Genomic DNA, 22,311 nt, shown 5'->3' with positions numbered 1-22,311 from the left:
AAAGTAGTGGCCTGCGTCACATGCGCGAGCCTAGTACGGCCCGCCGAACGTGGCCAGTGTTCGACAATGCCGACAGGCATTCGTTGACGTCATCCGAAACCGGATTTAGCGTCCGGACAGCCCGGAGAGTTCACAGCGAACGGGTCCCGCCTGTGCGGGGACGGCGAGGACGGGCGAGGACGGGCGAGGACGGGCGAGGACGAAGGAGGAGAGATGGCGCAAGGACGCAGAGAACTGCTCGGCGAGCTGGCGGCCGAGTTCGCGGGGACGGCGGTCCTCATCCTGTTCGGCGTGGGTGTGGTGGCCCAGGTGGTGGCGGGCGGCATCGGGGACCACGACAGCATCGCCTGGGCCTGGGGGCTGGGCGTGGTCCTCGGCGTCTACACGGCCGCCCGGCTGAGCGGCGCCCACCTCAACCCTGCGGTCACCGTCGCCCTGGCCGCCTTCAAGGGCTTCTCCTGGCGGAAGGTCCTGCCGTACTCGCTGGCGCAGACGGCGGGCGCGTTCGTCGCGGCCCTGCTGGTCCGCTGGAACTACAGCGAGGTCCTGGCCAAGGTCGACCCCGGCCACACGGTCAAGACGCAGGGCGTGTTCTCCACCCTGCCGGGCAACGGGACGCTGCCCGTCACGCAGTGGGGCGCCCTGCGCGACCAGATCATCGGCACCGCGATCCTGCTCTTCCTGATCTTCGCCATCTCCGACGAGCGCAACTCCGCCCCGCTGGCCAACCTCGCGCCGTTCATCGTCGGCCTGCTCGTCGTGGCCATCGGCATGGCGTGGGGCACCGACGCCGGCTACGCCATCAACCCGGCCCGCGACTTCGGCCCCCGCCTGGCGTCCTTCATCACCGGGTACGGCACGGCGTTCCGCGACCAGTACGGCGGGCTGTACTTCTGGGTGCCGATCGTCGGCCCGCTGATCGGCGGCCTGATCGGGGCGGGCCTCTACCAGGTCCTGGTCGCCCGCTTCCTGCCGCGCGAGGATGCTCCCGAGCCCGGCCGCACCCCGGAGCCCGCGACGTACGAGCCCGCCGCCGGCCAGGCCGGCTGAGCCCAGCGGCGGCCGCCACCGGGGCGGACGCCGCGCCGGAGCCCGGCACCCACACGAGACGAGAGGCACGCGAGAATGGCTGACTACGTCGGAGCGGTCGACCAGGGGACGACCAGCACCCGCTTCATGATCTTCGACCACGGCGGCAACGAGATCGCCCGCCACCAGCTGGAGCACCAGCAGATCCTGCCGCAGGCGGGATGGGTCGAGCACAACCCCACCGAGATCTGGGAGCGCACCCGGGCGGTCATCGAGACCGCGATGCGGACGGCGGGCCTCACCGCGTCCGACCTGGCCGCGCTCGGCATCACCAACCAGCGGGAGACCGCGGTCGTGTGGGACCGCCGCACCGGCCGTCCGTACTACAACGCGATCGTCTGGCAGGACACCCGCACCGACCGCATCGCCTCCGCGCTGGAGCGGGAGGGCAAGGGCGAGGTGATCCGCCGCAAGGCCGGGCTGCCCCCGGCCACGTACTTCTCCGGCGGCAAGATCCAGTGGATCCTGGAGAACGTCGACGGGGTCCGCGAGGCCGCCGAGCGCGGCGACGCGATCTTCGGCAACACCGACACCTGGCTGCTGTGGAACCTCACGGGCGGCACCGACGGCGGCGTCCACGTGACCGACCCGACCAACGCCAGCCGCACCATGCTGATGGACCTGGAGACGCTCGACTGGGACGACGAGCTGCTGTCGTTCTTCGGCATCCCCCGCCGGATGCTCCCCGAGATCCGGCCCTCCTCCAACCCCGACCTGTACGGCGCGACCCGCCCCGGGGGCCCGCTCGGCGGCGAGGTGCCCCTCACGGGCGACCTCGGCGACCAGCAGGCCGCGACCGTCGGCCAGGTGTGCTTCGAGCCCGGCACGGCCAAGAACACCTACGGCACCGGCAACTTCCTGCTGCTCAACACCGGCACCGAGCTGGTCCGCTCGCAGAACGGCCTGCTGACCACGGTGTGCTACCAGTTCGGCTCGTCGAAGCCGGTGTACGCGCTGGAGGGCTCGATCGCGGTCACCGGGTCGGCCGTGCAGTGGCTGCGCGACCAGCTCGGCATCATCTCCGGCGCGGCGCAGAGCGAGGCCCTCGCCCGGCAGGTCGAGGACAACGGCGGCGTCTACTTCGTGCCGGCGTTCTCCGGCCTGTTCGCGCCGTACTGGCGGTCGGACGCCCGCGGCGCGATCGTCGGGCTGTCCCGCTACAACACCAACGCCCACCTGGCCCGGGCCACGCTCGAGTCGATCTGCTACCAGACGAAGGACGTCGTGGGCGCGATGGAGCAGGACTCCGGCGTCGTCCTCGACGTGCTGCGGGTGGACGGCGGCGTGACGGCCAACGAGCTGTGCATGCAGCTCCAAGCCGACATCCTCGGCGTCCCGGTGTCCCGGCCGGTCGTGGCCGAGACCACCGCCCTCGGCGCCGCGTACGCCGCCGGGCTCGCCGTCGGCTTCTGGAAGTCCACCGACGACCTCAAGCAGAACTGGAACGAGGACCGCCGCTGGCAGCCCCAGTGGACCGACGAGCAGCGCGAGCGCGGCTACGCCGGCTGGCGCAAGGCCGTCACCCGGACCCTCGACTGGGTCGACGTCGACTGACCGCGCCTCCGCGCCCCCCGCCGATCACAAAGGAGATCACACCACATGTCTGTAGCCATGGGCCCGAGCGCCCGGGAGGCGGCGCTGCGGAGGCTGTCGGACGACGAGTTCGACGTGCTCGTCGTCGGCGGCGGCGTGGTCGGCGCGGGGGTCGCGCTCGACGCGGTCTCGCGCGGCCTTTCCGTCGCGCTGGTGGAGGCCCGCGACCTCGCGGCCGGGACCTCCAGCCGGTCGAGCAAGCTCATCCACGGCGGGCTGCGCTACCTGGAGCAGCTCGACTTCAAGCTGGTTCGCGAGGCGCTCAGGGAGCGGGGCCTGCTGGTGACGCGGCTGGCCCCGCACCTGGTTCGCCCGGTGCCGTTCCTGTTCCCGCTCCGTCACCGCGTCTGGGAGCGCGGCTACGTCGGGGCGGGGGTGCTGCTGTACGACACGCTCGGCGGCGCCCGGGCGCTGCCGCGGCACCGCCAGCTCAGCCACAGCAGGGCCCTGCGCACGGCCCCCGGCCTGCGCAGCGACGCCCTGGTCGGCGCCATCCAGTACTACGACGCCCAGGTGGACGACGCCCGCTTCACGATGACGGTGGCCAGGACGGCCGCGCAGTACGGCGCCTGCGTCACCACCCGCACCCGCGTCACCGGGTTCCTGCGCGAGGGCGGCCGGGTCACCGGCGCCGTCGTGCGCGACCTGGAGAACGACGCCGAGATCCGGGTCCGCGCCCGCCAGGTGGTCAACGCCACGGGCGTGTGGACGGACGAGATCCAGCGGCTCGCGGGGGCGTCGCACGGCGTCACCGTGCGGGCGTCCAAGGGCGTGCACCTCGTGGTCCCGCGCGACCGGATCCGGCTCGACACCGGGCTGATCCTGCGGACCGAGAAGAGCGTGCTGTTCGTCATCCCCTGGGGGCCGCACTGGATCGTGGGCACGACCGACACCCCGTGGAACCTGGACAAGGTCGAGCCGGCGCCGACCCGGGCCGACATCGACTACATCCTCGACCACGTCAACGCCGTCCTCCGGACGCCGCTCACCGACGCCGACATCGAGGGGGTGTACGCCGGCCTGCGCCCGCTGCTCGCCGGCTCGGGCTCCGCGCAGACCGTGAAGCTGTCGCGCGAGCACGCGGTCATCCGCCCGGAGCCCGGCCTGGTGATCGTCGCGGGCGGCAAGTACACCACGTACCGGGTCATGGCCAAGGACGCCGTCGACGTGGCGGTGGCCGGTCTCGGGGAGGCCGTCCCCGAGTCGGTGACCGAGCGGGTGCCGGTCCTCGGGGCCGCCGGTTTCGAGGCGCTGCGGAACAACCGGCGGCGGCTCGCCGAGCGCTCGGGGCTGCCCGTCGCGCGCGTCGACCACCTGCTCGGCCGGTACGGCTCCTGCGCCGAGGAGCTTCTCACTCTGGTGGCGGACGATCCGCGGCTGGGCGAGCCGATCCCGGGGGCCGAGGGCTATCTCAGGGCGGAGGCCGTCTACGCGGCGTCGCACGAGGGCGCGCTGCACCTCGAGGACGTCCTGGTCCGGCGCACCCGCGTGTTCATGGAGGAGCGGGACCGCGGGCTCGCCGCCGCCCCCGAGGTGGCGGCGCTGGTCGCGCCCGTCCTCGGCTGGGACGACGACCGGGTCCGCGCCGAGATCGACGCCTACCGGCGCGGCGTCGAGGCGGACCTCGCCGCGCAGCGCGAGCGGGACGACGACGCCGCCAACGCCGTACGGGTCGCAGCGGCCGCCCCGGCGCAACACGTGGCCTAGGGAAGCGGTGGGGGGCTACGACGTGACGTGAGCGGCGACGGTCTCCGCGCACTTCGAGGACTCGGTGTGCGTGGTGTCCACTTCCAGGTCGTAGACCACGCCTTCGTGGACCACCGCCGCCTGCGTCACGGCCATTCCCGGGATCCGGTCTCCCCTGGCCCTCTCCCGCTCGGCGGCGACCGCGCTGTCACACCTGACGCCGACCCACAGGACGTCCAGCCCGCCGAGAACGCGCCGCCACCGCTGCTGGGTCGCCACGCCACCGAGGAAGACGTCGTCGATGACGACCCGCGCCCCGGCGCGGGCCATCGCGGCGAGGCCCTCCATCCACGCCGACTGCAGCGCCATGAACTCCGGCCCGACGTTCACTCCGCCGTCGGGGGCGAACTCGATCCCCGCATCCGATGCCTGCATGGCCCGGGGCATCGCCTCGATGAGCGAGTCGACCCCGAAGGCGAGCCACGGCTGCGGCAGGACAGCCTGCAGGTGCCGGACGATCTCGGACTTGCCGGCGCTCGATCCGCCGTTGAGCACGATCACCTGAGTCGTCACGGCGTACACGGTAGAGGTTCGGCCTTCCGGGCCTGAACCAATTTCCTGCCGACGCAGCCCTGCCGCTCCGGCGTTCAGCGTGCCGGAGGGGCGCCCGCCGTCCGCGTCAGCACATCGAGGAGGCGTCCGGGCGTGTCCACCACCGCGATGAGGCCGGGATCGGCGAATTCGGCCGCCTCGCCGAACCCCCACGTCACCGCGACGCTCCGGACGCCGCACGCGGCCGCGCCGGCGACGTCCTCCCTGCGGTCGCCGATCATGACGGCGTCCTCGGGCGGGGCGCCGAGGACGTCGAGCGCGTGCCGGATCACGTCCGCCTTGTGCCGCCGGGACCCGTCGAGCGTCGCCCCGGCCACGTACGCGAAGAAGCCGTCGAGCCCGAAGTGCACGAGGATCTTCTCCGCTAAGACGGCCGGTTTCGACGTCGCCACCGCCAGGGTCCGGCCGCCGGCGAGGAGAGCCTCCAGCACGGCGGGGACTCCCGCGATGACCTCGTTCTCGTACATTCCTCCGGCGGTGTAGCGCTCCCGGTAGGCGCGCATCGCGTCATCGAGACGCTCCGGCGGCACGCCGAGCCGGAGGAAGCCGTCCTGGAGGGGCGGGCCGATCAGGGCGCGGAGCCGCCCGTGCTCCACCTCCGGCATCCCGACCGTGGAAAGCGCGTGCCGCATGGAGGCGACGATGCCGGTCTCGGGGTCGGTCAGGGTGCCGTCGAGGTCGAAGAGGCAGTATCGGGTCACGTACGGCTGTCCAATCGCGGTGGGTGGTCAGGCGAGCACGGCGTCGAGCAGCAGGGCCCCGGCGCCGAGCAGGGCCGCGTCGGGCCCGGAGCGGCTGGCGGCGATCTCCAGGTCCCGGGTCGCGAGCGGCAGGCAGCGCTCGTAGACGGCGGCCCGGATCGCCGAGATCAGCGGCTCGGCCGAGGACAGGCCGCCGCCGACCACGATGGCGTCCGGGTTCAGGAAGTTCACCAGCACGGTGAGGACCTCGCCGATCAGCCGGCCCGCGTTCCTGACCAGCGCCGTGGCCTCGGGCACGCCGTCCTCCACCAGCGCGACGATGTCCCCGGGCCGCTCGACCGCGATGCCCTGCTCGCCCAGGACGGCCATCAGGGCGGCGCCGCTGGCGTACGCCTCCAGGCAGTCGAGGTGGCCGCAGGAGCAGGTCACGGACGAGTCGCTGCGGACCCGGACGTGGCTGATGTCGCCCGCCGCGCCGCGGCCGCGGTGCAGGGCGCCGTTCACGATCACCCCGCAGCCGATGCCGCTGCCGGCCTTGAGCACCATCAGCGTCTCGCGGCCCGGCCAGGAGCGCGCCTCGCCGGCCGCCATCAGGTTGGCGTCGTTCTCGACGAGGACCGGCAGGTCGAAGTGCGAGCCGAGCCGCTCGGCGACCGGGAAGTTGTTCCACCCCGGCATCCGGGAGGGCGCGACGACGCGGCCGGTCGCGGGGTCGACGGGCCCGGGGATGCCGGTGCCCACGCCGCGCAGGGGAACCCCGGGCGGCCCGTGCCGCAGCAGCAGGTCCTCGAACGACGCGGCGATCCAGTCCATCGTGGCCTCGGGCCCGAGCGCGATGTCGCAGGGCCGCTCCTCGACGACGAGCGGGGTGCCGCTCAGGTCGAGCAGGCCGAGCCGGGCGTGGTGCGCCCCCAGGTCGGCCACCGCGAGCACGCCCGCGCTGGGGCTGAGCCGCAGCCGGCGGGGGCGCCGCCCGCCGCGGGAGGTGCCGGCCCCCTCCTCCACGAGGAGCCCGGTGCCGATGAGCTCCTCGACCCGGAGGGAGACGCTCGACGCGGCCAGGCCCGACATGCGGGCGAGCTCGGCCCGCGACTCGGCCTGGCCGGCGGCGACCAGGCGCAGGAGGTCGCCCTGGGCCCCCCGCACCGGCAACCTCTCTTTGCCTGACATGAGGAGAGGAATACCACGAGTTGACTTTCTGCGCCAGTGCGTTGACTTGGGCCAGAATCATCCATTACGGTCCGCCATATCTTCGATTTCGAAGGAAGATGGCGATGATTCAGGTACGAGGACTGAACAAATGGTTCGGTGATCACCACGTGCTGCACGACGTCGATCTCGACGTGGCGCGGGGCGAGGTGGTGGTGGTGATCGGGCCGTCCGGCTCGGGCAAGTCCACGCTGTGCCGCTGCCTCAACCGGCTGGAGACGGCGGACGCCGGCGAGATCCTCGTCGACGGCGTGCCGGTTCCGGCGGAGGGGCGCGCGCTCGCCCGCCTTCGCGCCGACGTGGGCATGGTGTTCCAGTCCTTCAACCTGTTCCAGCACAAGACCGTGCTGGAGAACGTCGTGCTCGCGCCGATGAAGGTGCGCGGCGTGAGCCGCGCCGAGGCGGAGCGGGACGCCCGCGAGCTGCTGGCCCGCGTGGGAATCGCGGAGCAGGCCGGCAAGCTGCCGGCCCGCCTGTCGGGGGGCCAGCAGCAGCGCGCCGCCATCGCCCGGGCGCTGGCCATGCGGCCCAAGGTGATGCTGTTCGACGAGCCGACCTCGGCGCTCGACCCCGAGATGGTCGGCGAGGTCCTCGACGTGATGGTCCGGCTCGCCGCGGACGGCATGACCATGGTGGTCGTCACCCACGAGATGGGGTTCGCCCGCAGGGCGGCCGACCGTGTGGTGTTCATGGACGGCGGCCGGATCGTCGAGACCGGGGAGCCGAACGCCTTCTTCGACGCTCCCACGACCGATCGGGCCAGGGACTTCCTGGCCAAGGTACTCACGCACTGATCGCAAAGGATGGTGGGCACGATGGTGTCCATGAAGCGGGTGGCCGCCGTCGCCGCCGTGTCGATGGCGGGCCTGGTGGGCCTTTCTGCCTGTGGCGGGACGGACTCGGCGGACTCCGCCGTGCCGGGCGCGGCCAAGGGCGGCGGCGACCTTCTCTCCGCGGCGCCGGTCGCCGCGGCCGCCGACATCCTCCCGGGCTCGACGATGGAGAAGATCAAGCAGCGCGGCGAGCTCATCGTCGGCGGCTCGCTCGACGCGCCGCTGCTGTCCCAGCAGAACCCGTCGACCGGCGAGGTGGAGGGCTTCGACGCCGACCTCGGCAAGGCCCTGGCGAAGTACATCATCGGGCAGCCGAAGGTGAAGATCGTCAACTCGGCGTCCGAGACCCGGGAGGCCCTGCTGAGCAACGGCACGGTCGACGTCGTCTTCCAGACCTACACGATCACCCCCGAACGGGCGCAGCAGGTCGCCTTCGCCGGGCCGTACTACTCCTCGGGCCTGAGCATCGCGGTCAAGAAGGGCACGACGGGGATCACCTCGCCGGCGGACCTCAACGGCAAGACCGTGATCGCCGGGGCCAACACCCCCGCGATCCCGGCCATCCAGAAGCTCGCGCCGCAGGCGAAGATCGTCACCTTCGGCGGCGACCCCGAGTGCGTGCAGGCGCTCAAGCAGGACCGCGGCGTCGCGTACGTCCAGGACGAGACGCTGCTCGTCGCCGACGCGAAGAAGGACCCGTCGCTCCAGGTGGTGGGCAGCCCCTTCACCACCGACCCGTACGGCATCGGCCTGAAGCACGGGGACGACCAGTTCAAGAAGTTCGTCAACGACTGGCTCACCAAGATCCAGGGCCAGGGCCTGTGGCAGCGGATCTGGAAGAACTCCCTCGGCACGGTCGTCCAGGGCGCGGCCCCGACGCCGCCGGCGATCGGGTCGGTCCCGGGCTCCTGATGTCCGCGATCCTGGATCACCTGCCGGAGTTCTGGCAGGGGCTCGTCGTGACGCTCGAGCTGACCGCGGCGTCATTCGCCGGCGCCGCGGTCGTCGGAGTCGTGATCACCGCGATGCGGGTCGGCCCGGTGCCCGTCCTGCGCGCGGCCGGCACGGCGTACGTCGAGGCCTTCCAGAACCTGCCGCTGCTCGTGCTGCTCGTGCTCGCCGTCTTCGGCCTGCCGGAGATCGGGATCGAGGCCGGCCTGCTCGTCACGTCCATGGTGGTCATCGCCCTGTACGAGGGCGCCTACATCGCCGAGGCCCTGCGCTCGGGCGTCAACGCGATCTCGGCGGGCCAGGGCGAGGCCGCTCGGGCGCTCGGGCTGACGTTCGGCCAGTCGCTGCGCCACGTGGTGCTGCCGCAGGCGCTGCGGACCGTCGTCCAGCCCCTCGGGAACATCTTCATCGCGCTCACCATGAACACCTCGCTCGTCGCCGCCGTCGGCGTCGTGGACCTCACGGCCGCGGCCAACCGGGTCAACCTGCTGGAGGCCCAGCCGATCCCGATCTTCGTGGGCGCCGGCCTCGCGTACGCGGCCGTCGCGGCCGTGGCGGGGTTCGTCACCGGGCGGCTCGAACGGCGGCTGGCGGTGGCCCGGTGACCGCCGCGCCCGGGCGCCGCCGGGCGAGCGCCCCGTCGAGCACGCTCCTGTTCGACGAGCCGGGGCCGCGCGGGCGCCGCAGGATCCGGGTGGCGACCGTCGTGGGGGCACTGGTCGCGCTCGCCCTGGTGGCGCTCGCCGTCCGTCAGTTCGCCGCGAACGGCCAGCTCGCCGCCGACCGCTGGCAGCCGTACGCGACCTGGCCCATGTGGCGCTACCTGCTCGGCGGGCTCTGGTCGACGGCGCTCGCCGCCGTGGTGTCGGCCGCGCTCGCCATGGCGGCCGGGCTCGCGCTCGCGCTCGGACGGCTGTCGCACCGCCGCTGGGCGCGCCTGCCCGCCGGTGCGTACGTCGAGGTGGTGCGGACGATCCCCGCGCTGCTGCTGGTCTACCTCGTGCTGTTCGCGCTGCCGCGGTACGGCGTCGACCTGCCGCTGTTCTGGAAGCTCGTGGTGCCGCTGGCGGTGTCCAACGCGGCGGCGTTCGCCGAGATCTTCCGGGCCGGCGTGCTGTCGGTCGAGCGCGGCCAGGGGGAGGCGGCCCTCGCGCTCGGCCTGTCCCACGGGCAGTCGATGCGCCTGGTCGTGCTGCCGCAGGCCCTGCGCCGCGTGCTGCCGTCGATCGTCAGCCAGTCGGTCGGGCTGCTCAAGGACACCTCGCTCGGCTTCGTCGTCAGCTACGCGGAGCTGCTGTACAGCGGCAAGGTGCTGGCCAACTACAACGGCCTGCTCATCCAGACCTACATCGTCGTCGCGCTGATCTACCTGGTGGTCAACGCGTCGCTGTCGAAGCTAGCCCGCGCGCTGGAGGCGCGCCAGCCCCGCAGGAGGACCGCCGGTGCCGGCTGATCTCGTCCCGCTCGCCGAAGTCGTCCGGTCCGGCTTCGTGGAGAGCGTCCACTACGGCAGCGCGGTCGCGCTGACGCCGGACGGCCGCACGGCCGTGGCCCGCGGCGCGGTCGCCGCGCCGGTGCTGCCCCGGTCGTCGGCCAAGCCGTTCCAGGCGCTCGCCTGCCTGCTCGCCGGCGCCCCTCTGGAGGGCCGCAGCCTGGCCATAGCGGCCGGGAGCCACACGGGGGAGGACCGCCACGTCCGGCTGGTGGCCGAGATGCTCGCCGGCGCGGGCCTCACCACCGAGGCGCTCGGCTGCCCGCCCGACTGGCCGGAGGACGAGCCGGCCAGGCACGCCCTGATCCGCGCCGGCCTCGGGCCCTCGTGCGATCGGATGAACTGCTCGGGCAAGCACGCCGCCATGCTGGCCGCGGCGGTCGCGTCCGGCCTGCCCACGGAGTCGTACCTCGACCCCGGCCACCCCGTGCAACAGCGGGTCCGGTCGGTCGTCGAGGACCTTTCAGGGGAGAAGGCCGCCCACGTCGCCGTCGACGGCTGCGGCGCGCCGCTGTTCGGGCTGTCCCTGGCCGGGCTGGCCCGGGCCGTCCAGGCCCTCGTGCTGGCGGCCCCCGGGACGGCCCCGCTGGCCGTGGCCGACGCGATGCGGGCGCACCCCGAGTACGTCGGCGGCACCGGCCACGTGAACACGGGGCTCATGCGGGCGCTGCCGGGAGCCGTGGCGAAGGGTGGCGCCGAGGGGGTGCTCGTGGTCGCGCTGGCCTCGGGGCACGCGGCCGCGGTGAAGGTGATCGACGGCAGCCCGCGGGCGACGACGGCCGTCGCGCTCGCCGCGCTCCGCGCGGCCGGCGGCGACGTGACGGGGGCCGCGGAGTTCACGACGGTACCGGTGCTGGGCGGGGGCGTCCCGGTCGGCGAGATCCACGCTTTGGGGGAATGAGATGAGTCTGACCTACGAGATCTGCATCGACAGCACGGCCGGCGCCGTGGCGGCCGAGCGGGCCGGGGCGCAGCGGGTGGAGCTGTGCGCCGCGCTGTTCGAGGGCGGCCTCACGCCGACCCTCGGCACGGTCGAGGCCACGCTGGCGGCGGTCTCCTCGATCCGGGTGCACGTCATCATCCGGCCGCGCGGCGGCGACTTCGTCTTCGACCGCTACGAGATCGAGGCCATGGAGCGGGACGTCGCGGCCGTGCGCGAGGCGGGTGCCCAGGGAGTCGTCATCGGGGCGCTCACCCCCCAGGGGGAGGTGGACGAGGAGGTGGCCAAGCGGCTCATCGGCGCGGCCGAGGGCCTGTCGGTCACCTTCCACCGGGCCTTCGACATGGCCGCCGACCCCTTCGCCGCGCTGGAGACGCTGGTCGCGCTCGGCGTCGACCGGGTGCTCACCTCCGGCCAGGACAGCACGGCGCTGGAGGGGGCGCCGCTGATCGCCTCGCTGGTCGAGCGGGCCGGCGACCGTCTCGTCGTCATGCCCGGCGGCGGCATCACCCCCAGGAACGCCGGCCGGGTCGTCGAGGCGACAGGGGCCAAAGAGATCCACTTCGCCGCCCTCGTCGACGAGCCGAGCCCGGTCGTCCACCGCAACCCGTACCCGTACATGGGGGGCGAGCTGCGGCAGTCGGAGTTCGTGCGCCGCGTCACCTCGGGCGCGCTGGTGTCGGAGGTCATCGCCGCCGCCAGGGCCTGAGATTGCCGATTCCTGACCCGGCCGCCCGATGGGCGGGCGGAGACTGGGCAGGTGGGGGAAGCGCCCGCCGCCCGGCGGGCGCCGCGGGCCGGCGCCGGCCCGGCCCCCTGAACGGCGGGAGGCGAGGCCGATGACGGTGACGCGAGGGGCCGCGGCCCATCCGCAGCCGGAGGAGGGCGTACGGCACGGCCGTCTCACCGCCCGTCCCGTCGCGCTTCCGACGTCCCCGGGCGGAGGACCGCATCCGCCCCTCCGCGGGCCGGAGGCGGGCATCCACCGGCTGGACGGGCAGGCGCTGCTCTACGTGCCGCCGTCCGCCGGGCCGGGCCCGCACCGGATCGCCGTCGTGCTGCACGGCGCGGGCGGCTCTGCCGACCAGGCGCTCGGGCTGCTGTCCGCCCAGGCGGACGATCTCGGCTTCCTCCTGCTCGCGCCGAAGTCGGTCTCCACGACCTGGGACGTCATCCTCGGCGGCTACGGGCCGGACGTCGCGCGGCTGGACGGGGCGCTGGAGGAGGTGTTCGCCCGGGCCGCCGTCGACCTGGACGGCGTGGCGGTCGCCGGATTCTCCGACGGCGCCTCTTACGCCCTGTCGCTCGGGGTCGCCAACGGCGACCTGTTCCGCGCCGTGCTCGCCTTCTCCCCGGGCTTCATGGCGCCCATGCTCCGGCACGGCCGCCCGCGGCTGTTCGTCTCCCACGGCGCGGACGACCGGGTGCTCCCGGTCGCCTGCGGCAGGCGCATCGCCAAGAGCCTGCGGGACGGCGACTACCCGGTCGCCTACGAGGAGTTCCCCGGCGGCCACGAGGTCCCCCCGGACCTCGCGACCGCCGCGGTCCGCTGGTGGACCGAGGATCACAGCCCTAATTCTATGTAGGTAATGTAGGTTTTTAGCTATCATCGCCTCATGGGAGCATTGCTCGACCTCGTGCAACTGCGAACTTTCGTGGCCATCGCCGAGTGTGGCGGCTTCGGCAGGGCCGCCTCCGCCCTGCGGACGAGCCAGCCGACCGTGAGCCAGCACGTCAGGGCCCTGGAACGGGTCGTCGGACAGCCGCTCGTCGAGCGGACCGGCAGGTCGACCCGGTTCACGGCGGCGGGGGAGACCCTGCTGGTGGAGGCCCGGCGGCTGCTCGCCGTCCACGACGAGGCGATGTGCCGCCTCGGGGCCGAACGGCCCGCGGTGCTCACGGTGGGGGCCATCGAGCACGCGGCGTACCAGGTCCTGCCCGACCTCCTCGGCGCGCTGATGGCGGCACTTCCCGGCCGTGAGGTGACGTTCCGGCTCGACCGGAGCACCGCGCTGGCCGAGGCCACGCTGCGGGGGACGCTCGACCTGGCGCTGATCCTCGGCGTCGTGCCCGACATCGGGGGCGTCCAGGTGGGCACGCTGCCCCTGCGATGGCTGTCGGCGCCCGGCTGGTTCATGCCGCCGTCGGACGGTCCGGTGCCGCTGGTGGCGTTCCAGGAGCCCTGCGCCCTGCGGCGCCAGGCCGTGCGGACCCTGGAGGGGCTGGGCTGGACGGTCCGGATCACGACCGAGGCCACCAACCTGGAGGGCGTGCTCGGCGCGGCCCGTGCGGGTCTCGGCGTGGCGCTGCTGCCCACCGCGTACGGCGTCCCCCAGGGGTTGGAGGAACTCTGCCACCTGCCGCCCCAGGGGTCGATCGGGCTGCGCCTGGTCAGCAGGAAGGGGCTCGACACAGCCATCGAGGCGGGAGCGGGGGAGGCGTTGCGGCGGTTCTTCTCCTCGGTCACCGATTTTCCCGGACCGCTCGCCGAACAGATTCCCATCGGGAATTCAAATTGACACCCATAAGAGAAACAAATCGCTCGGCGGGTGGCCGGGAAATGCCATCCGAAATGGGGGGTAATCCGTTGACGGGCACACCTGCTTATGGTGTGATCGAGGCGCGGATTCGAATGACGGCCGCCTGAGAAACGGAATCGGCTTTTCGTGGTTCCCGCCCGGAGGAAATCCCGGAAGGGCGTTTCCGGCCCGGCGTGTCCCGGCGCAGGGGAGAGCACGTCGCGGGGCGCGCCGGGTTCCGGCCGTCGGGGTCCGCACCGGTTCCCCCGTGCGACAGGAAAAGGGTCCCTCCATGTCACTGAGCGACGACACAGCCACCAGGGCCGGCGAGCGGCCCGTCCGGCGGCGGCGCCGCCTGCGCTCCAGACGCCCCGTCGCCGTGGCGGCGGCGGTCGTGGCGGTCGCGGTCGTCGCCGCCGTCCTGGTCGCCTCGGCTCGAGGCGGCGACGACCGGCCGGCGCGCCAGGCGGGCGCCGGGCCCATCGCGGGCGGCTCGCTCACCTACGCCGTCGCCGGCACCCAGGTGTCGCTCGATCCAGCCGTTGCGGCCACCGCCGTGACGGGCCTGATCGACCGCAACGTCTTCGACTCGCTCGTGGCCCAGACCGGCCCCGCGACCTTCGGCCCCTGGCTGGCCACCGGATGGAAGGTCTCGAACGGCGGCCGGACCTACACCTTCACCCTGCGCCAGGGGGTGACCTTCCACGACGGCACGCCGTTCACGGCCCAGGCCGTCAAGGCCACGCTCGACCACGTCGTCGACCCGGCCACCAAGTCGGCGTACGCGGCCTCGCTGATCGCGCCGTACAAGGAGGCGCGGGTCGTGAACGACCACGTGGTGGAGGTGACGCTCGCGCGGCCGTTCACCCCGTTCCTCCAGGCGCTGTCGGTGCCCTACCTGGGCATCCAGAGCCCGGCGGCGCTGGCGAAGCCGGTCGCCGACTACCGGCCGGTGGGGACCGGGCCGTTCTCGTTCGTCTCGTGGGAGAAGGACAAGCGGGTCACGCTGAGGAAGAACGCGCGGTACGCCTCGCCGCCGGCCGGAGCCTCCCATCAGGGCGCGCCCTACCTGGACGACCTGGTCTTCGAGTTCGTCTCCGAGGACGCGACGCGATACGGCGCGCTCACCAGCGGCCAGGCGCAGGGAATCGCCGGCGTCCCGCCCGTGAACGCGGCGAAACTCAAGTCGCCGGCGGATTTCTCCTTCAGCGCCCAGGAAACGCCGGGGCTGAATTACAACCTCTATTTGAACCAGACCCGCGGGCCGCTGCGCGACGTGCGGGTGCGGCGGGCGCTGTCGGCGTCGATAAACGTCGACCAGCTCGTGAAGAACATCTATTTCGGGCTGTTCCCGGTCGCGCGCAACCCGCTCAGCCGGACGACCGCCGCATACGACGCCTCCGCCGAGAGCGCGTTCGCCTCCTACGACCCGGCGGAGGCCAGGCGGCTGCTCGACGAGGCGGGCTGGACGACCGGAGAGAACGGCTACCGCGTCAAGGACGGCAAGACGCTCACTCTCGTCTGGCCCTACTGGGCGGAGGGCAACAAGGAGCAGCGCGACGTCCTCGCCCAGGGCATCCAGGCCCAGGCCAAGCTCGTCGGCATCAAGATCGAGCGGCCCACTGTGGACACCGGGGCGTTCGTCGGCACCTACCTGATCGGCGGCGCCTACGACCTCGTCGACGTCAGCTTCGCCCGGCCCACGCCCGACGTGCTGCGGTTCGCGTTCGCCTCGGGCAACACCTACGCCAAGGCCGGCGGCAACGTCGCCCTGGTGAAGTCGCCCCAGATCGACCACTGGGTCGAGGAGGCGGCCGAGACCTCCGACCCGGCGACCGCCGAACGCGACTACTCGTCGGTCCAGCAGGAGGTGCTCCGCCAGGCGTACGTCGTGCCGCTCTACACGCCCGTCCAGCTCACCGCCTTCTCCGCCAAGGTGCGCGGCATCGCCTTCGACGCCCAGACCTACCCCGTGTTCTACGGCGCGTGGCTGGGAGGCTGATCCCGATGCCGTCCCTGGCGCGCCGGCTGCTGCGGCGGCTGGCGCTGACCCTGGTCGCCGTGTGGGGCGCCGCCACCCTCGCGTTCGCCGGGATGCGGCTGGTGCCCGGCGACCCCGCCCGCGTCATCGCGGGCGGGGTGCAGGCCAACGCCACCCCGGAGGTGCTCGACGCGATCCGCGACCAGTACGGCCTGCGGGAGCCGGTCCTCGTCCAGTACGGCGTCTTCGCCGGGCGGCTCCTGCGCGGCGACCTCGGCGGCTCCTACCAGCTCAACCAGCCCGTGAGCGGGGTGATCCTCGACCAGCTCGGACCCACCGTGGCCCTGGCGGCCGGGGCCGCCGCGCTCGGGTTCACCCTGGCCGTCGCGGTCGCCCTGGTGACCGCCGGCCGCCCACACGGGCGGGCCGTCTCGCGGGCGCTGGAGTTCGGGTCGATCTCGACGCCGAACTTCTGGATCGGCGTCCTCCTGCTGGCCGTCTTCTCGTTCCGGCTGCACTGGTTCCCCGTGATCGGCGACGGCGGGCTCCGCTCGCTCGTGCTGCCGTCGGTCGCGCTCGCGCTGCCGATCGCGGGCGTGCTGGCCCAGGTGACCAGGGAGGGGCTGGAACGGGCGCTCGACCAGCCCTTCGCCGTCACCGCACGGGCCCGGGGCGCCACGGAGAACCGCATACGGCTGCGCCACGCGCTGCGGCACGCCGCGCTGCCGGTGCTCACGCTCTCGGGCTGGGCGCTGGGGGAGCTGCTGGCCGGCGCGGTGGTCGTGGAGACCGTCTTCGCCCGGCAGGGGCTCGGCCACGTCGTCGTCGCGGCGGTCCGGGGCCGGGACTTCCCCGTCGTGACGGGCGTGGTGGTGCTGTCGGCACTGACGTTCTCGCTGATCAACATCGTGCTCGACCTCCTCTACCGGCTCGTCGACCCCCGCATGCGCCCGGAGCCGGCATGAGCGCGACCCTTCCGTCCCGGGTGGGACGCAGCCCGTGGGGGGTTGCCGGATGACCGCGCCCACCACAGCGCCGTACGACCCGGTGCGCGCGGCCGAGGCCCGTTCGCGGGCGCCGCGCCGTCAGCTCCGGCCGGGGCCGGTGCTCGCCGCCGCGTTCCTCGTGCTGGTGTGCGCGGCCGCGGCGTTCCCCGGCCTGCTCGCCCACGCGCCCGACCAGGTCGACCCGGCCGCCGCTCTCCGCGGCCCGGGGGCCGGCCACCTGTTCGGCACCGACGAGCTCGGCCGGGACGTGCTGGCCCGGATCGTGTACGGCGCGCGTCCCTCACTGCTCGTCGGCGCGGGATCCACGCTGCTGGCCGGGCTCGCCGGAGCGGCCTGGGGCCTCCTCGGGGCGCTCGGCGGCCGGATGGCGGGAGGGGCGGCGATGCGGGCCGCCGACGTGCTGCTGGCGTTCCCCGCGATCCTGATGGCCCTCCTCGTGGTGGCCGTCATCGGGCCCGGCACCCGCAACGCCGTCCTCGCGATCACCGTCGCGCTGGCGCCCGGCTTCGCCCGCGTCGTCCGCGTGCAGGCCCTGGTCGTGCGCGGCTCGCCGTACGTCCGGGCGGCGGTCAACCTCGGTCTCCCGCCCGTGCGGATCCTGACGCGGCACATCGTGCCCAACGTCGTCGCGCCGTTACTCGTCCTGGCCACGGTCAACGTCGGCACGGCCATCATCGCGGGGGCGTCGCTGAGCTTCCTCGGGCTGGGGCCGCAGCCCCCCGACCCCGAGTGGGGCGCGATGCTCGCCCAGGCACGCGACTACCTCGACGCGAGCTGGACCCTGGCCCTGTTCCCGGGGGCGGCCATCACCCTCACCGTCATGTCCGCCACCGTCGCCGGGCGCGCCCTCCAGGCCCGCTACGAGGGAAGGGACGCCGCGTGAGCGGCCCGCTCGCCGAGGTCGCCGGCCTCTCCGTGGAGTTCCCCACCCGCCGCGGCGTCGTCCGGGCCGTCCGCGACGCCGGCTTCGCCCTGCATGCGGGGGAGTGCCTGGCCGTCGTCGGCGAGTCGGGATCGGGCAAGAGCGTCACCGCACGGACGCTGCTCGGCCTGGCCGGCCCGGGCGCCCGGGTGCGGGCCGACACGCTGAGCTTCGAGGGACGCGACCTGCGCGCGCTCACGCCCCGCGAGTGGCGGCGGCTGCGCGGCCGGCGGATCGGATACGTCCTGCAGGACGCGCTGACCTCCCTCGACCCGCTCCGCAGGGTGGGGGACGAGGTCGCCGAGCCGCTGGAGGTGCACGGCCTGGCGACCGGGGACGACCTGGACGACCAGGTCGTCGCCCTGCTGGCCGAGGCGGGCGTCCCCGACCCGGAGACCCGGTTCCTGCAGTACCCCCACGAGCTGTCGGGCGGCCTCCGGCAACGCGCCCTGATCGCCTCGGCCATCGCGGCCCGGCCGTCGCTGCTGATCGCCGACGAGCCGACCACGGCCCTCGACGTGACCGTTCAGGCCCAGGTGCTCGACCTGCTCGACGCCAGGAGGCGGGACGGCACGGCGGTGCTGCTCATCAGCCACGACCTGGCCGTGGTGGCCCGCATGGCCGACCGGGTGACGATCATGTACGGAGGGCTCGTGGTGGAGGAGGGCCCCGCGGCGGACCTCCTCTCCTCACCCGCCCATCCGTACGCCGCCGACCTGCTCGCCGCCGTGCCGGACCTGGACGGCCCGGTGCGGGAGCCGCGCGCGGTCCGTCCCGCGCCGGCCTCCCCGTCGGGATGCCCTTACGCGTCCCGGTGCGGGCTGGCCGACGACCGGTGCCGCGGCGAGCTGCCGCCGCCCGTGCCGTACGGGCCGGGACGGACGGTCCGCTGCTTCCATCCCGGTGAGGACGCCCCACGCCCGACGGCCCGGCCGGCCGTGCCCGACGTCGCGCCCGACGTCGTGCCCGTCCGAGCGTCCACCGTGGCGTCCGAGCGCGCGGTCGTGTCGGTCCGCGGGATCGCCAAGCGGTTCCGCTCGCCTGGCGGGTCGTGGCGGAGGGCCGTGGACGGCGTGTCGTTCGAGCTGCGCGCGGGGGAGGCGCTCGGGCTCGTGGGCGAGTCCGGCTCCGGAAAGAGCACCACGGCCAGGATCGTGCTGGCCGAGATCGCCCCCGACGCCGGCGAGGTGCTGCTGGACGGCGAGGCGTGGAGCGGGGTGCGCGAGCGGGAACGCCGGCCCCGCCGCTCCCGCATCCAGCTCGTCGACCAGGACCCGCTCAGCTCGTTCGACCCCCGGTTCACTGTGGAGCGGGTCGTGGGCGAGGGGCTGCCCCGCGGCCTGACCGGCGCCCGCCGGCGCGAACGCGTGGCGGCGCTGCTCGGCGAGGTCGGGCTCGGCCCGGAGATCCTGGACCGGCTGCCCGCCCGGCTCTCCGGCGGTCAGCGGCAGCGGGTGGCGATCGCCCGCGCGCTCGCCCCGGGGCCCGAGGTGATCGTCTGCGACGAGCCGGTGTCGGCCCTCGACGTCACGGTCCAGGCGCAGATCCTCGCGCTGCTCGCCCGTCTGCGCCGCGAGTCCGGGGTGTCGCTGCTGTTCATCTCGCACGACGTGGGAGTGGTCCGCCAGGTGTGCGACCGGGTCGCCGTGATGAAGGACGGGTCCCTCGTCGAGATCGGCGGCGTCGCCGCGGTCCTCGGCGCCCCCCGCGCCCCCTACACCCGCGCGCTGCTCGCCGCCGTTCCGCGTCTCCACGCGGGCCGGCGGGCCGCCGTCCCCGCACCCGCCATGGACCTGAAGGGCCCGACATGACCTCACCCACCTCGCCCGCCGCCCCCCGCGCCGCCGTCGTCACCGGCGCCGGATCGGGCATCGGACGGGCGACCGCCGAGTTGTTCGCCGAGCGCGGCGTCGCCGTCCTCGCCGTGGACCACGACGAGCACGCCCTCAAGGAGCTCGCCGGGCTCGACGGCGTGGTGACGCTCGCCGGCGACGTGTCGCTGGAGGAGACCAACCAGGAGGCGGTCGCCCGGGCGGTCGGGGAGTTCGGCCGGCTCGACTCGGTCGTGCTCAACGCCGGCATCGGCGGCACCCGGCCATGGGAGGCTCCCGGGGCCGTCGAGGCCGCCGACCGGATCCTCGCCGTGAACCTGCGCGGTCCCGTCCTCGGCATCCGCGCCGCCGCGCCCGCGCTGCGCGCCGCCGGCGGAGGCGCGATCGTGGTCACCGCCTCGGTCGCCGGTCTGCGGGCCGACCCCGGCAACTGGGCCTACAACGCGTCGAAGGGCGCCGTGATCCAGCTGGTCAGGGCGGCGGCCATCGACCACGCCCCGGACGGAATCCGGGTGAACGCCCTGGCCCCCGGGCTGACCTGGACGCGGATCAACGCCGGGGTCCGGAGCGACCCGGTGCTCACCGCGGAGATCGAGCGCCGGGTGCCGCTCCAGCGGTTCGCCGAGCCGCGCGAACAGGCGGAGGCCGTGTGGTTCCTCGTCTCGCCCGCCGCCTCGTACGTCACCGGGACGACCCTGGTCGTGGACGGAGGCCTCGACGCCAGCCTCGGCATACTCCCGCTGCCGCCCGTCCGCCGCTGACCCGCCCGTTCCCCACCAGTGATGAGAAAGGACTGCCGATGAGCACGACCGAGACCAACCGCGCGGTGGCCAAGCGCTTCTACGAGGAGGCCGTCACGCGGGGACGGCTGGAGGTCCTCGACGAGATCATCGCCGACGACGCGACGGACGCCGCGGGACCGGCAGGCGGCAACCGGGGGCGAGCCGGGTTCGTCCAGCACATCACCTGGCTGCGGTCGGCCGTCGAGGGCGTGACGGCCACCGTGACCGACACGGTCGCCGAGGAGGATCGGGTGGTCGTGTACTGGACGATCGAAGGAGTCCAGCGCGGTGAGGTCTTCGGCGCGCCGCCGAGCGGCCGCCGGTTCACGGGGCAGAGCATCAGCACGATCCGCTTCAGGGACGGCAAGATCGTGGAGTACGCCGTGCTTCCCGACCGGCTCGGCATCGTCCAGCAGCTCACCGCCTGACTCCTCCGGTACGGCCGGCGCCCGGGCTCCCCGTGCGGACCCCGGGCGCCGCGTCGTGCCTGCCCGGTCTCAGGGCGGGGGAAGCAGGCCCGTGTTCGCGGTCAGGCCGCCGTCCACGGGGAGCGTCACTCCGGTGATGTACGAGGCCGCCGGCGAGGCGAGGAACCAGATCGCCTCCGCCTGTTCGCGCGGCCGCGCCCAGCGGCCCATCGGGATCCGCCGGGTGAGCTCCGCCTCCAGGGCCGGGTCGTCGCGGTGCGCCGCCGTACGAGGGGTGTCGGTCAGGCCAGGCGCCACGGCGTTGATCCGGATGCCGTGCCGCGCGTGGTCGATGGCCGTCCCCCGCACCAGGTTGACGACGGCGGCCTTCGTCGCGTTGTAGGCCCAGACGCCCGGGTCCCCTGCCAGGCCCGAGACGGACGCCGTCACCACGATCGCCCCGCCGCCCCCTTCCCGCAGGACGGGGACGGCGGCGCGGATGCCCAGTACCGGGCCGCGGAGGTTGACGGCCACCATCCGGTCGAACCGTTCGACGGCCCACGGCGCCTCCAGCGGAGGGGTGCCGCCGATGCCGGCGTTGAGCACCACCGCGTCGAGACGCCCGAACTCCCGGACCGCCAGCGCGACCGCCGCCTCGTTGACGGCCTGGCCGGAGACGTCGCCCACCAAAGGGAGGACGCCGGCCGGCCGCGTCACCGAGGGGGACTCGTCCACGGCCACGACGCCGTACCCGCGTTCGGCGAACAGCAGCGCGGCGGCCCGGCCGATCCCCGCCGCCGCGCCGGTGACGATCACGGCGGGCCGCGTCACCCGGACAGCCGCTCGATCCAGGCGCGCACGGCCTCCGCCGTGCTCCCCGAGTGCTCCTCCAGCGTGCTGAAGTGGTCGCCCGGGACGTCCACGGCCTCGTGGCCGACCGGCCAGTACGCCCGCCAGTCCGTACGGCCCTCGGGGTCGACCGTGGTCCCCCGCAGCGGCTCGGTCGCCCGCAGCAGCAGGATCGGGGTCTCCACCGGCTTGGGCTGCCAGCCGATGAACAGCCGGTTGTAGACGCCCATCGTCGTGAGCCTGTCGTCGTGCAGCGTCATGTCGAACCGATCGATGCGGTCGAGCATCCCGCCGATCATCGCGCCCTGCCACCACCCCATGTCCTCCCGGGAGGCGGCGTCGATCGGATAGCTGTCGATCAGGACGAGCCCGGCAGGGCGAAGCCCCTGCTCCTCCAGCGCCACGCTGACCGCGTGCGCCACGCAGCCGCCCATCGACCGGCCGACGACCGCGAACGGCCGGCCATCCCGGACCACCTTCCGCAGGCCTTCGACGTTCATCTGGATCAGCGTCTCCAGCGAGTCGGGCAGGGCCTCGTCCTCCCCTTGGGTGAAGCCGGGGGACGGCACCACGTGCACGTCGCGCTCGTCGCGGAACGCCTGGCCGAAGCGCGCGTACTCGTGCGGCCCAGAGATGGCGCTGAGCGCGGGGAAGCACACCAGTGAGACCCGTCCCGGCCCGGTCGCGAGCGTCACCGGGGCCGGCGCGTGCCGGTCGCGCTCCGCTGCGCCGAAGCCGCCGCGCGCGTGCGAGGCCGCCACGAGCAGCAGCGCCGCCTCGTCGTGCTTGCCGGTGTCGTGCATCCGCCGGTGCAGCGCCGCCAGCCCCCCGCCCGATCCCGTCGTCGTACGGGTTGTCTCCCGGCTGCCCGCCGCCCGCGGCAGTTCGCGGTCCAGGTACGCGGCT

The 22,311-nt window shown here is 73.8% G+C and carries 22 protein-coding genes; 17 read left to right on the top strand and 5 right to left on the bottom strand.

Annotated features, from left to right (window positions below; translation table 11 throughout):
• Positions 1–213: 213 nt before the first annotated feature.
• The 3 genes from Mco01_RS22655 to Mco01_RS22645 all read left to right on the top strand — a co-directional run bounded on the left by Mco01_RS22655 (position 214) and on the right by Mco01_RS22645 (position 4,389).
• Positions 214–1,050: an MIP/aquaporin family protein gene (locus Mco01_RS22655; RefSeq protein WP_204058912.1), complete on the top strand. Its 837-nt coding sequence runs from the start codon at positions 214–216 to the stop codon at positions 1,048–1,050.
• Between the two features lie 75 nt (positions 1,051–1,125).
• The gene (glpK, locus tag Mco01_RS22650) at positions 1,126–2,643 is read left to right on the top strand and encodes a glycerol kinase GlpK (protein WP_204058911.1); all 1,518 of its coding nucleotides are present in this window, start codon (positions 1,126–1,128) and stop codon (positions 2,641–2,643) included.
• A gap of 45 nt (positions 2,644–2,688) precedes the next feature.
• Positions 2,689–4,389: a glycerol-3-phosphate dehydrogenase/oxidase gene (locus Mco01_RS22645; protein ID WP_204058910.1), complete on the top strand. Its 1,701-nt coding sequence runs from the start codon at positions 2,689–2,691 to the stop codon at positions 4,387–4,389.
• Between the two features lie 15 nt (positions 4,390–4,404).
• Here Mco01_RS22645 and cpt read toward each other — a convergent pair whose 3' ends face one another.
• The 3 genes from cpt to Mco01_RS22630 form a co-directional block, all read right to left on the bottom strand.
• On the bottom strand, positions 4,405–4,941 hold the full coding sequence (gene cpt / locus Mco01_RS22640; protein ID WP_239103834.1) for a chloramphenicol phosphotransferase CPT: 537 nt from the start codon (positions 4,939–4,941) through the stop codon (positions 4,405–4,407).
• Positions 4,942–5,015: 74 nt separating this feature from the next.
• Positions 5,016–5,681 (bottom strand): HAD hydrolase-like protein, encoded by a 666-nt coding sequence (locus tag Mco01_RS22635; protein WP_204058909.1) that lies wholly within the window; start codon positions 5,679–5,681, stop codon positions 5,016–5,018.
• 27 nt (positions 5,682–5,708) lie between these two features.
• A complete protein-coding gene (locus Mco01_RS22630) occupies positions 5,709–6,851 on the bottom strand; it encodes an ROK family protein (RefSeq protein ID WP_239103833.1) in 1,143 nt (380 codons plus the stop codon).
• 104 nt (positions 6,852–6,955) lie between these two features.
• On the opposite strand from Mco01_RS22630, the gene Mco01_RS22625 reads away from it, so the two are divergent.
• From Mco01_RS22625 to Mco01_RS22555, 14 genes are all read left to right on the top strand, one after another.
• A complete protein-coding gene (locus Mco01_RS22625) occupies positions 6,956–7,684 on the top strand; it encodes an amino acid ABC transporter ATP-binding protein (protein WP_204058908.1) in 729 nt (242 codons plus the stop codon).
• Positions 7,685–7,705: 21 nt separating this feature from the next.
• Positions 7,706–8,635 (top strand): glutamate ABC transporter substrate-binding protein, encoded by a 930-nt coding sequence (locus Mco01_RS22620; protein WP_204058907.1) that lies wholly within the window; start codon positions 7,706–7,708, stop codon positions 8,633–8,635.
• Positions 8,635–9,279 carry an amino acid ABC transporter permease gene (locus Mco01_RS22615; RefSeq protein ID WP_204058906.1) on the top strand — a complete coding sequence of 215 codons (645 nt, stop codon included), beginning with the start codon at positions 8,635–8,637 and terminating at the stop codon, positions 9,277–9,279. Before Mco01_RS22620 ends, Mco01_RS22615 begins: the two co-directional genes overlap by 1 nt.
• Positions 9,276–10,127 (top strand): amino acid ABC transporter permease, encoded by an 852-nt coding sequence (locus Mco01_RS22610; RefSeq protein WP_204058905.1) that lies wholly within the window; start codon positions 9,276–9,278, stop codon positions 10,125–10,127. Before Mco01_RS22615 ends, Mco01_RS22610 begins: the two co-directional genes overlap by 4 nt.
• Entirely contained in the window at positions 10,117–11,067 is a 951-nt protein-coding gene (locus Mco01_RS22605) for an asparaginase (protein WP_204058904.1), read from the top strand. Before Mco01_RS22610 ends, Mco01_RS22605 begins: the two co-directional genes overlap by 11 nt.
• A 1-nt stretch (position 11,068) precedes the next feature.
• Positions 11,069–11,815 carry a copper homeostasis protein CutC gene (locus tag Mco01_RS22600; RefSeq protein ID WP_204058903.1) on the top strand — a complete coding sequence of 249 codons (747 nt, stop codon included), beginning with the start codon at positions 11,069–11,071 and terminating at the stop codon, positions 11,813–11,815.
• 130 nt (positions 11,816–11,945) lie between these two features.
• Positions 11,946–12,692 carry an alpha/beta hydrolase gene (locus tag Mco01_RS22595; protein WP_204058902.1) on the top strand — a complete coding sequence of 249 codons (747 nt, stop codon included), beginning with the start codon at positions 11,946–11,948 and terminating at the stop codon, positions 12,690–12,692.
• A gap of 30 nt (positions 12,693–12,722) precedes the next feature.
• Entirely contained in the window at positions 12,723–13,625 is a 903-nt protein-coding gene (locus Mco01_RS22590) for a LysR family transcriptional regulator (RefSeq protein WP_204058901.1), read from the top strand.
• 292 nt (positions 13,626–13,917) lie between these two features.
• Positions 13,918–15,627, top strand: a complete 1,710-nt coding sequence (locus tag Mco01_RS22585) for an ABC transporter substrate-binding protein (RefSeq protein ID WP_204058900.1) — start codon at positions 13,918–13,920, stop codon at positions 15,625–15,627.
• A complete protein-coding gene (locus tag Mco01_RS22580; protein WP_239103832.1) occupies positions 15,612–16,571 on the top strand; it encodes an ABC transporter permease in 960 nt (319 codons plus the stop codon). Before Mco01_RS22585 ends, Mco01_RS22580 begins: the two co-directional genes overlap by 16 nt.
• Positions 16,572–16,620: 49 nt before the next feature.
• The gene (locus Mco01_RS22575) at positions 16,621–17,496 is read left to right on the top strand and encodes an ABC transporter permease (RefSeq protein ID WP_204058899.1); all 876 of its coding nucleotides are present in this window, start codon (positions 16,621–16,623) and stop codon (positions 17,494–17,496) included.
• The gene (locus tag Mco01_RS39215) at positions 17,493–19,346 is read left to right on the top strand and encodes an ABC transporter ATP-binding protein (protein ID WP_239103831.1); all 1,854 of its coding nucleotides are present in this window, start codon (positions 17,493–17,495) and stop codon (positions 19,344–19,346) included. Before Mco01_RS22575 ends, Mco01_RS39215 begins: the two co-directional genes overlap by 4 nt.
• Entirely contained in the window at positions 19,343–20,128 is a 786-nt protein-coding gene (locus Mco01_RS22560) for an SDR family NAD(P)-dependent oxidoreductase (protein WP_204058898.1), read from the top strand. The genes Mco01_RS39215 and Mco01_RS22560 overlap by 4 nt, the downstream gene beginning before the upstream one ends.
• Before the next feature lie 38 nt (positions 20,129–20,166).
• A complete protein-coding gene (locus tag Mco01_RS22555; protein WP_204058897.1) occupies positions 20,167–20,577 on the top strand; it encodes an ester cyclase in 411 nt (136 codons plus the stop codon).
• A gap of 69 nt (positions 20,578–20,646) precedes the next feature.
• Here Mco01_RS22555 and Mco01_RS22550 read toward each other — a convergent pair whose 3' ends face one another.
• On the bottom strand, positions 20,647–21,387 hold the full coding sequence (locus Mco01_RS22550) for an SDR family NAD(P)-dependent oxidoreductase (RefSeq protein ID WP_204058896.1): 741 nt from the start codon (positions 21,385–21,387) through the stop codon (positions 20,647–20,649).
• The coding region (locus Mco01_RS22545) for an alpha/beta fold hydrolase (RefSeq protein ID WP_204058895.1) at positions 21,384–22,311 on the bottom strand (928 nt) is incomplete at its 5' end. The genes Mco01_RS22550 and Mco01_RS22545, both read right to left, overlap by 4 nt.

Origin of the sequence: Microbispora corallina, from assembly GCF_016863035.1 — a bacterium.
GTDB classification, from domain to species: Bacteria; Actinomycetota; Actinomycetes; order Streptosporangiales; family Streptosporangiaceae; genus Microbispora; species Microbispora corallina.
This window is presented reverse-complemented; position numbering and strand designations above follow the sequence as displayed.

Bases quoted from the DNA above. Each gene is read 5' to 3' on its own strand.
- Mco01_RS22655 (WP_204058912.1), top strand. From the start codon at position 214: ATGGCGCAAGGACGCAGAGAACTGCTCGGCGAGCTGGCGGCCGAGTTC.
- glpK (WP_204058911.1), top strand. From the start codon at position 1,126: ATGGCTGACTACGTCGGAGCGGTCGACCAGGGGACGACCAGCACCCGC.
- Mco01_RS22645 (WP_204058910.1), top strand. From the start codon at position 2,689: ATGTCTGTAGCCATGGGCCCGAGCGCCCGGGAGGCGGCGCTGCGGAGG.
- Mco01_RS22630 (WP_239103833.1), bottom strand. From the start codon at position 6,851: ATGTCAGGCAAAGAGAGGTTGCCGGTGCGGGGGGCCCAGGGCGACCTC.
- Mco01_RS22625 (WP_204058908.1), top strand. From the start codon at position 6,956: ATGATTCAGGTACGAGGACTGAACAAATGGTTCGGTGATCACCACGTG.
- Mco01_RS22620 (WP_204058907.1), top strand. From the start codon at position 7,706: ATGGTGTCCATGAAGCGGGTGGCCGCCGTCGCCGCCGTGTCGATGGCG.
- Mco01_RS22615 (WP_204058906.1), top strand. From the start codon at position 8,635: ATGTCCGCGATCCTGGATCACCTGCCGGAGTTCTGGCAGGGGCTCGTC.
- Mco01_RS22600 (WP_204058903.1), top strand. From the start codon at position 11,069: ATGAGTCTGACCTACGAGATCTGCATCGACAGCACGGCCGGCGCCGTG.
- Mco01_RS22595 (WP_204058902.1), top strand. From the start codon at position 11,946: ATGACGGTGACGCGAGGGGCCGCGGCCCATCCGCAGCCGGAGGAGGGC.
- Mco01_RS22590 (WP_204058901.1), top strand. From the start codon at position 12,723: ATGGGAGCATTGCTCGACCTCGTGCAACTGCGAACTTTCGTGGCCATC.
- Mco01_RS22585 (WP_204058900.1), top strand. From the start codon at position 13,918: ATGTCACTGAGCGACGACACAGCCACCAGGGCCGGCGAGCGGCCCGTC.
- Mco01_RS22575 (WP_204058899.1), top strand. From the start codon at position 16,621: ATGACCGCGCCCACCACAGCGCCGTACGACCCGGTGCGCGCGGCCGAG.
- Mco01_RS22560 (WP_204058898.1), top strand. From the start codon at position 19,343: ATGACCTCACCCACCTCGCCCGCCGCCCCCCGCGCCGCCGTCGTCACC.
- Mco01_RS22555 (WP_204058897.1), top strand. From the start codon at position 20,167: ATGAGCACGACCGAGACCAACCGCGCGGTGGCCAAGCGCTTCTACGAG.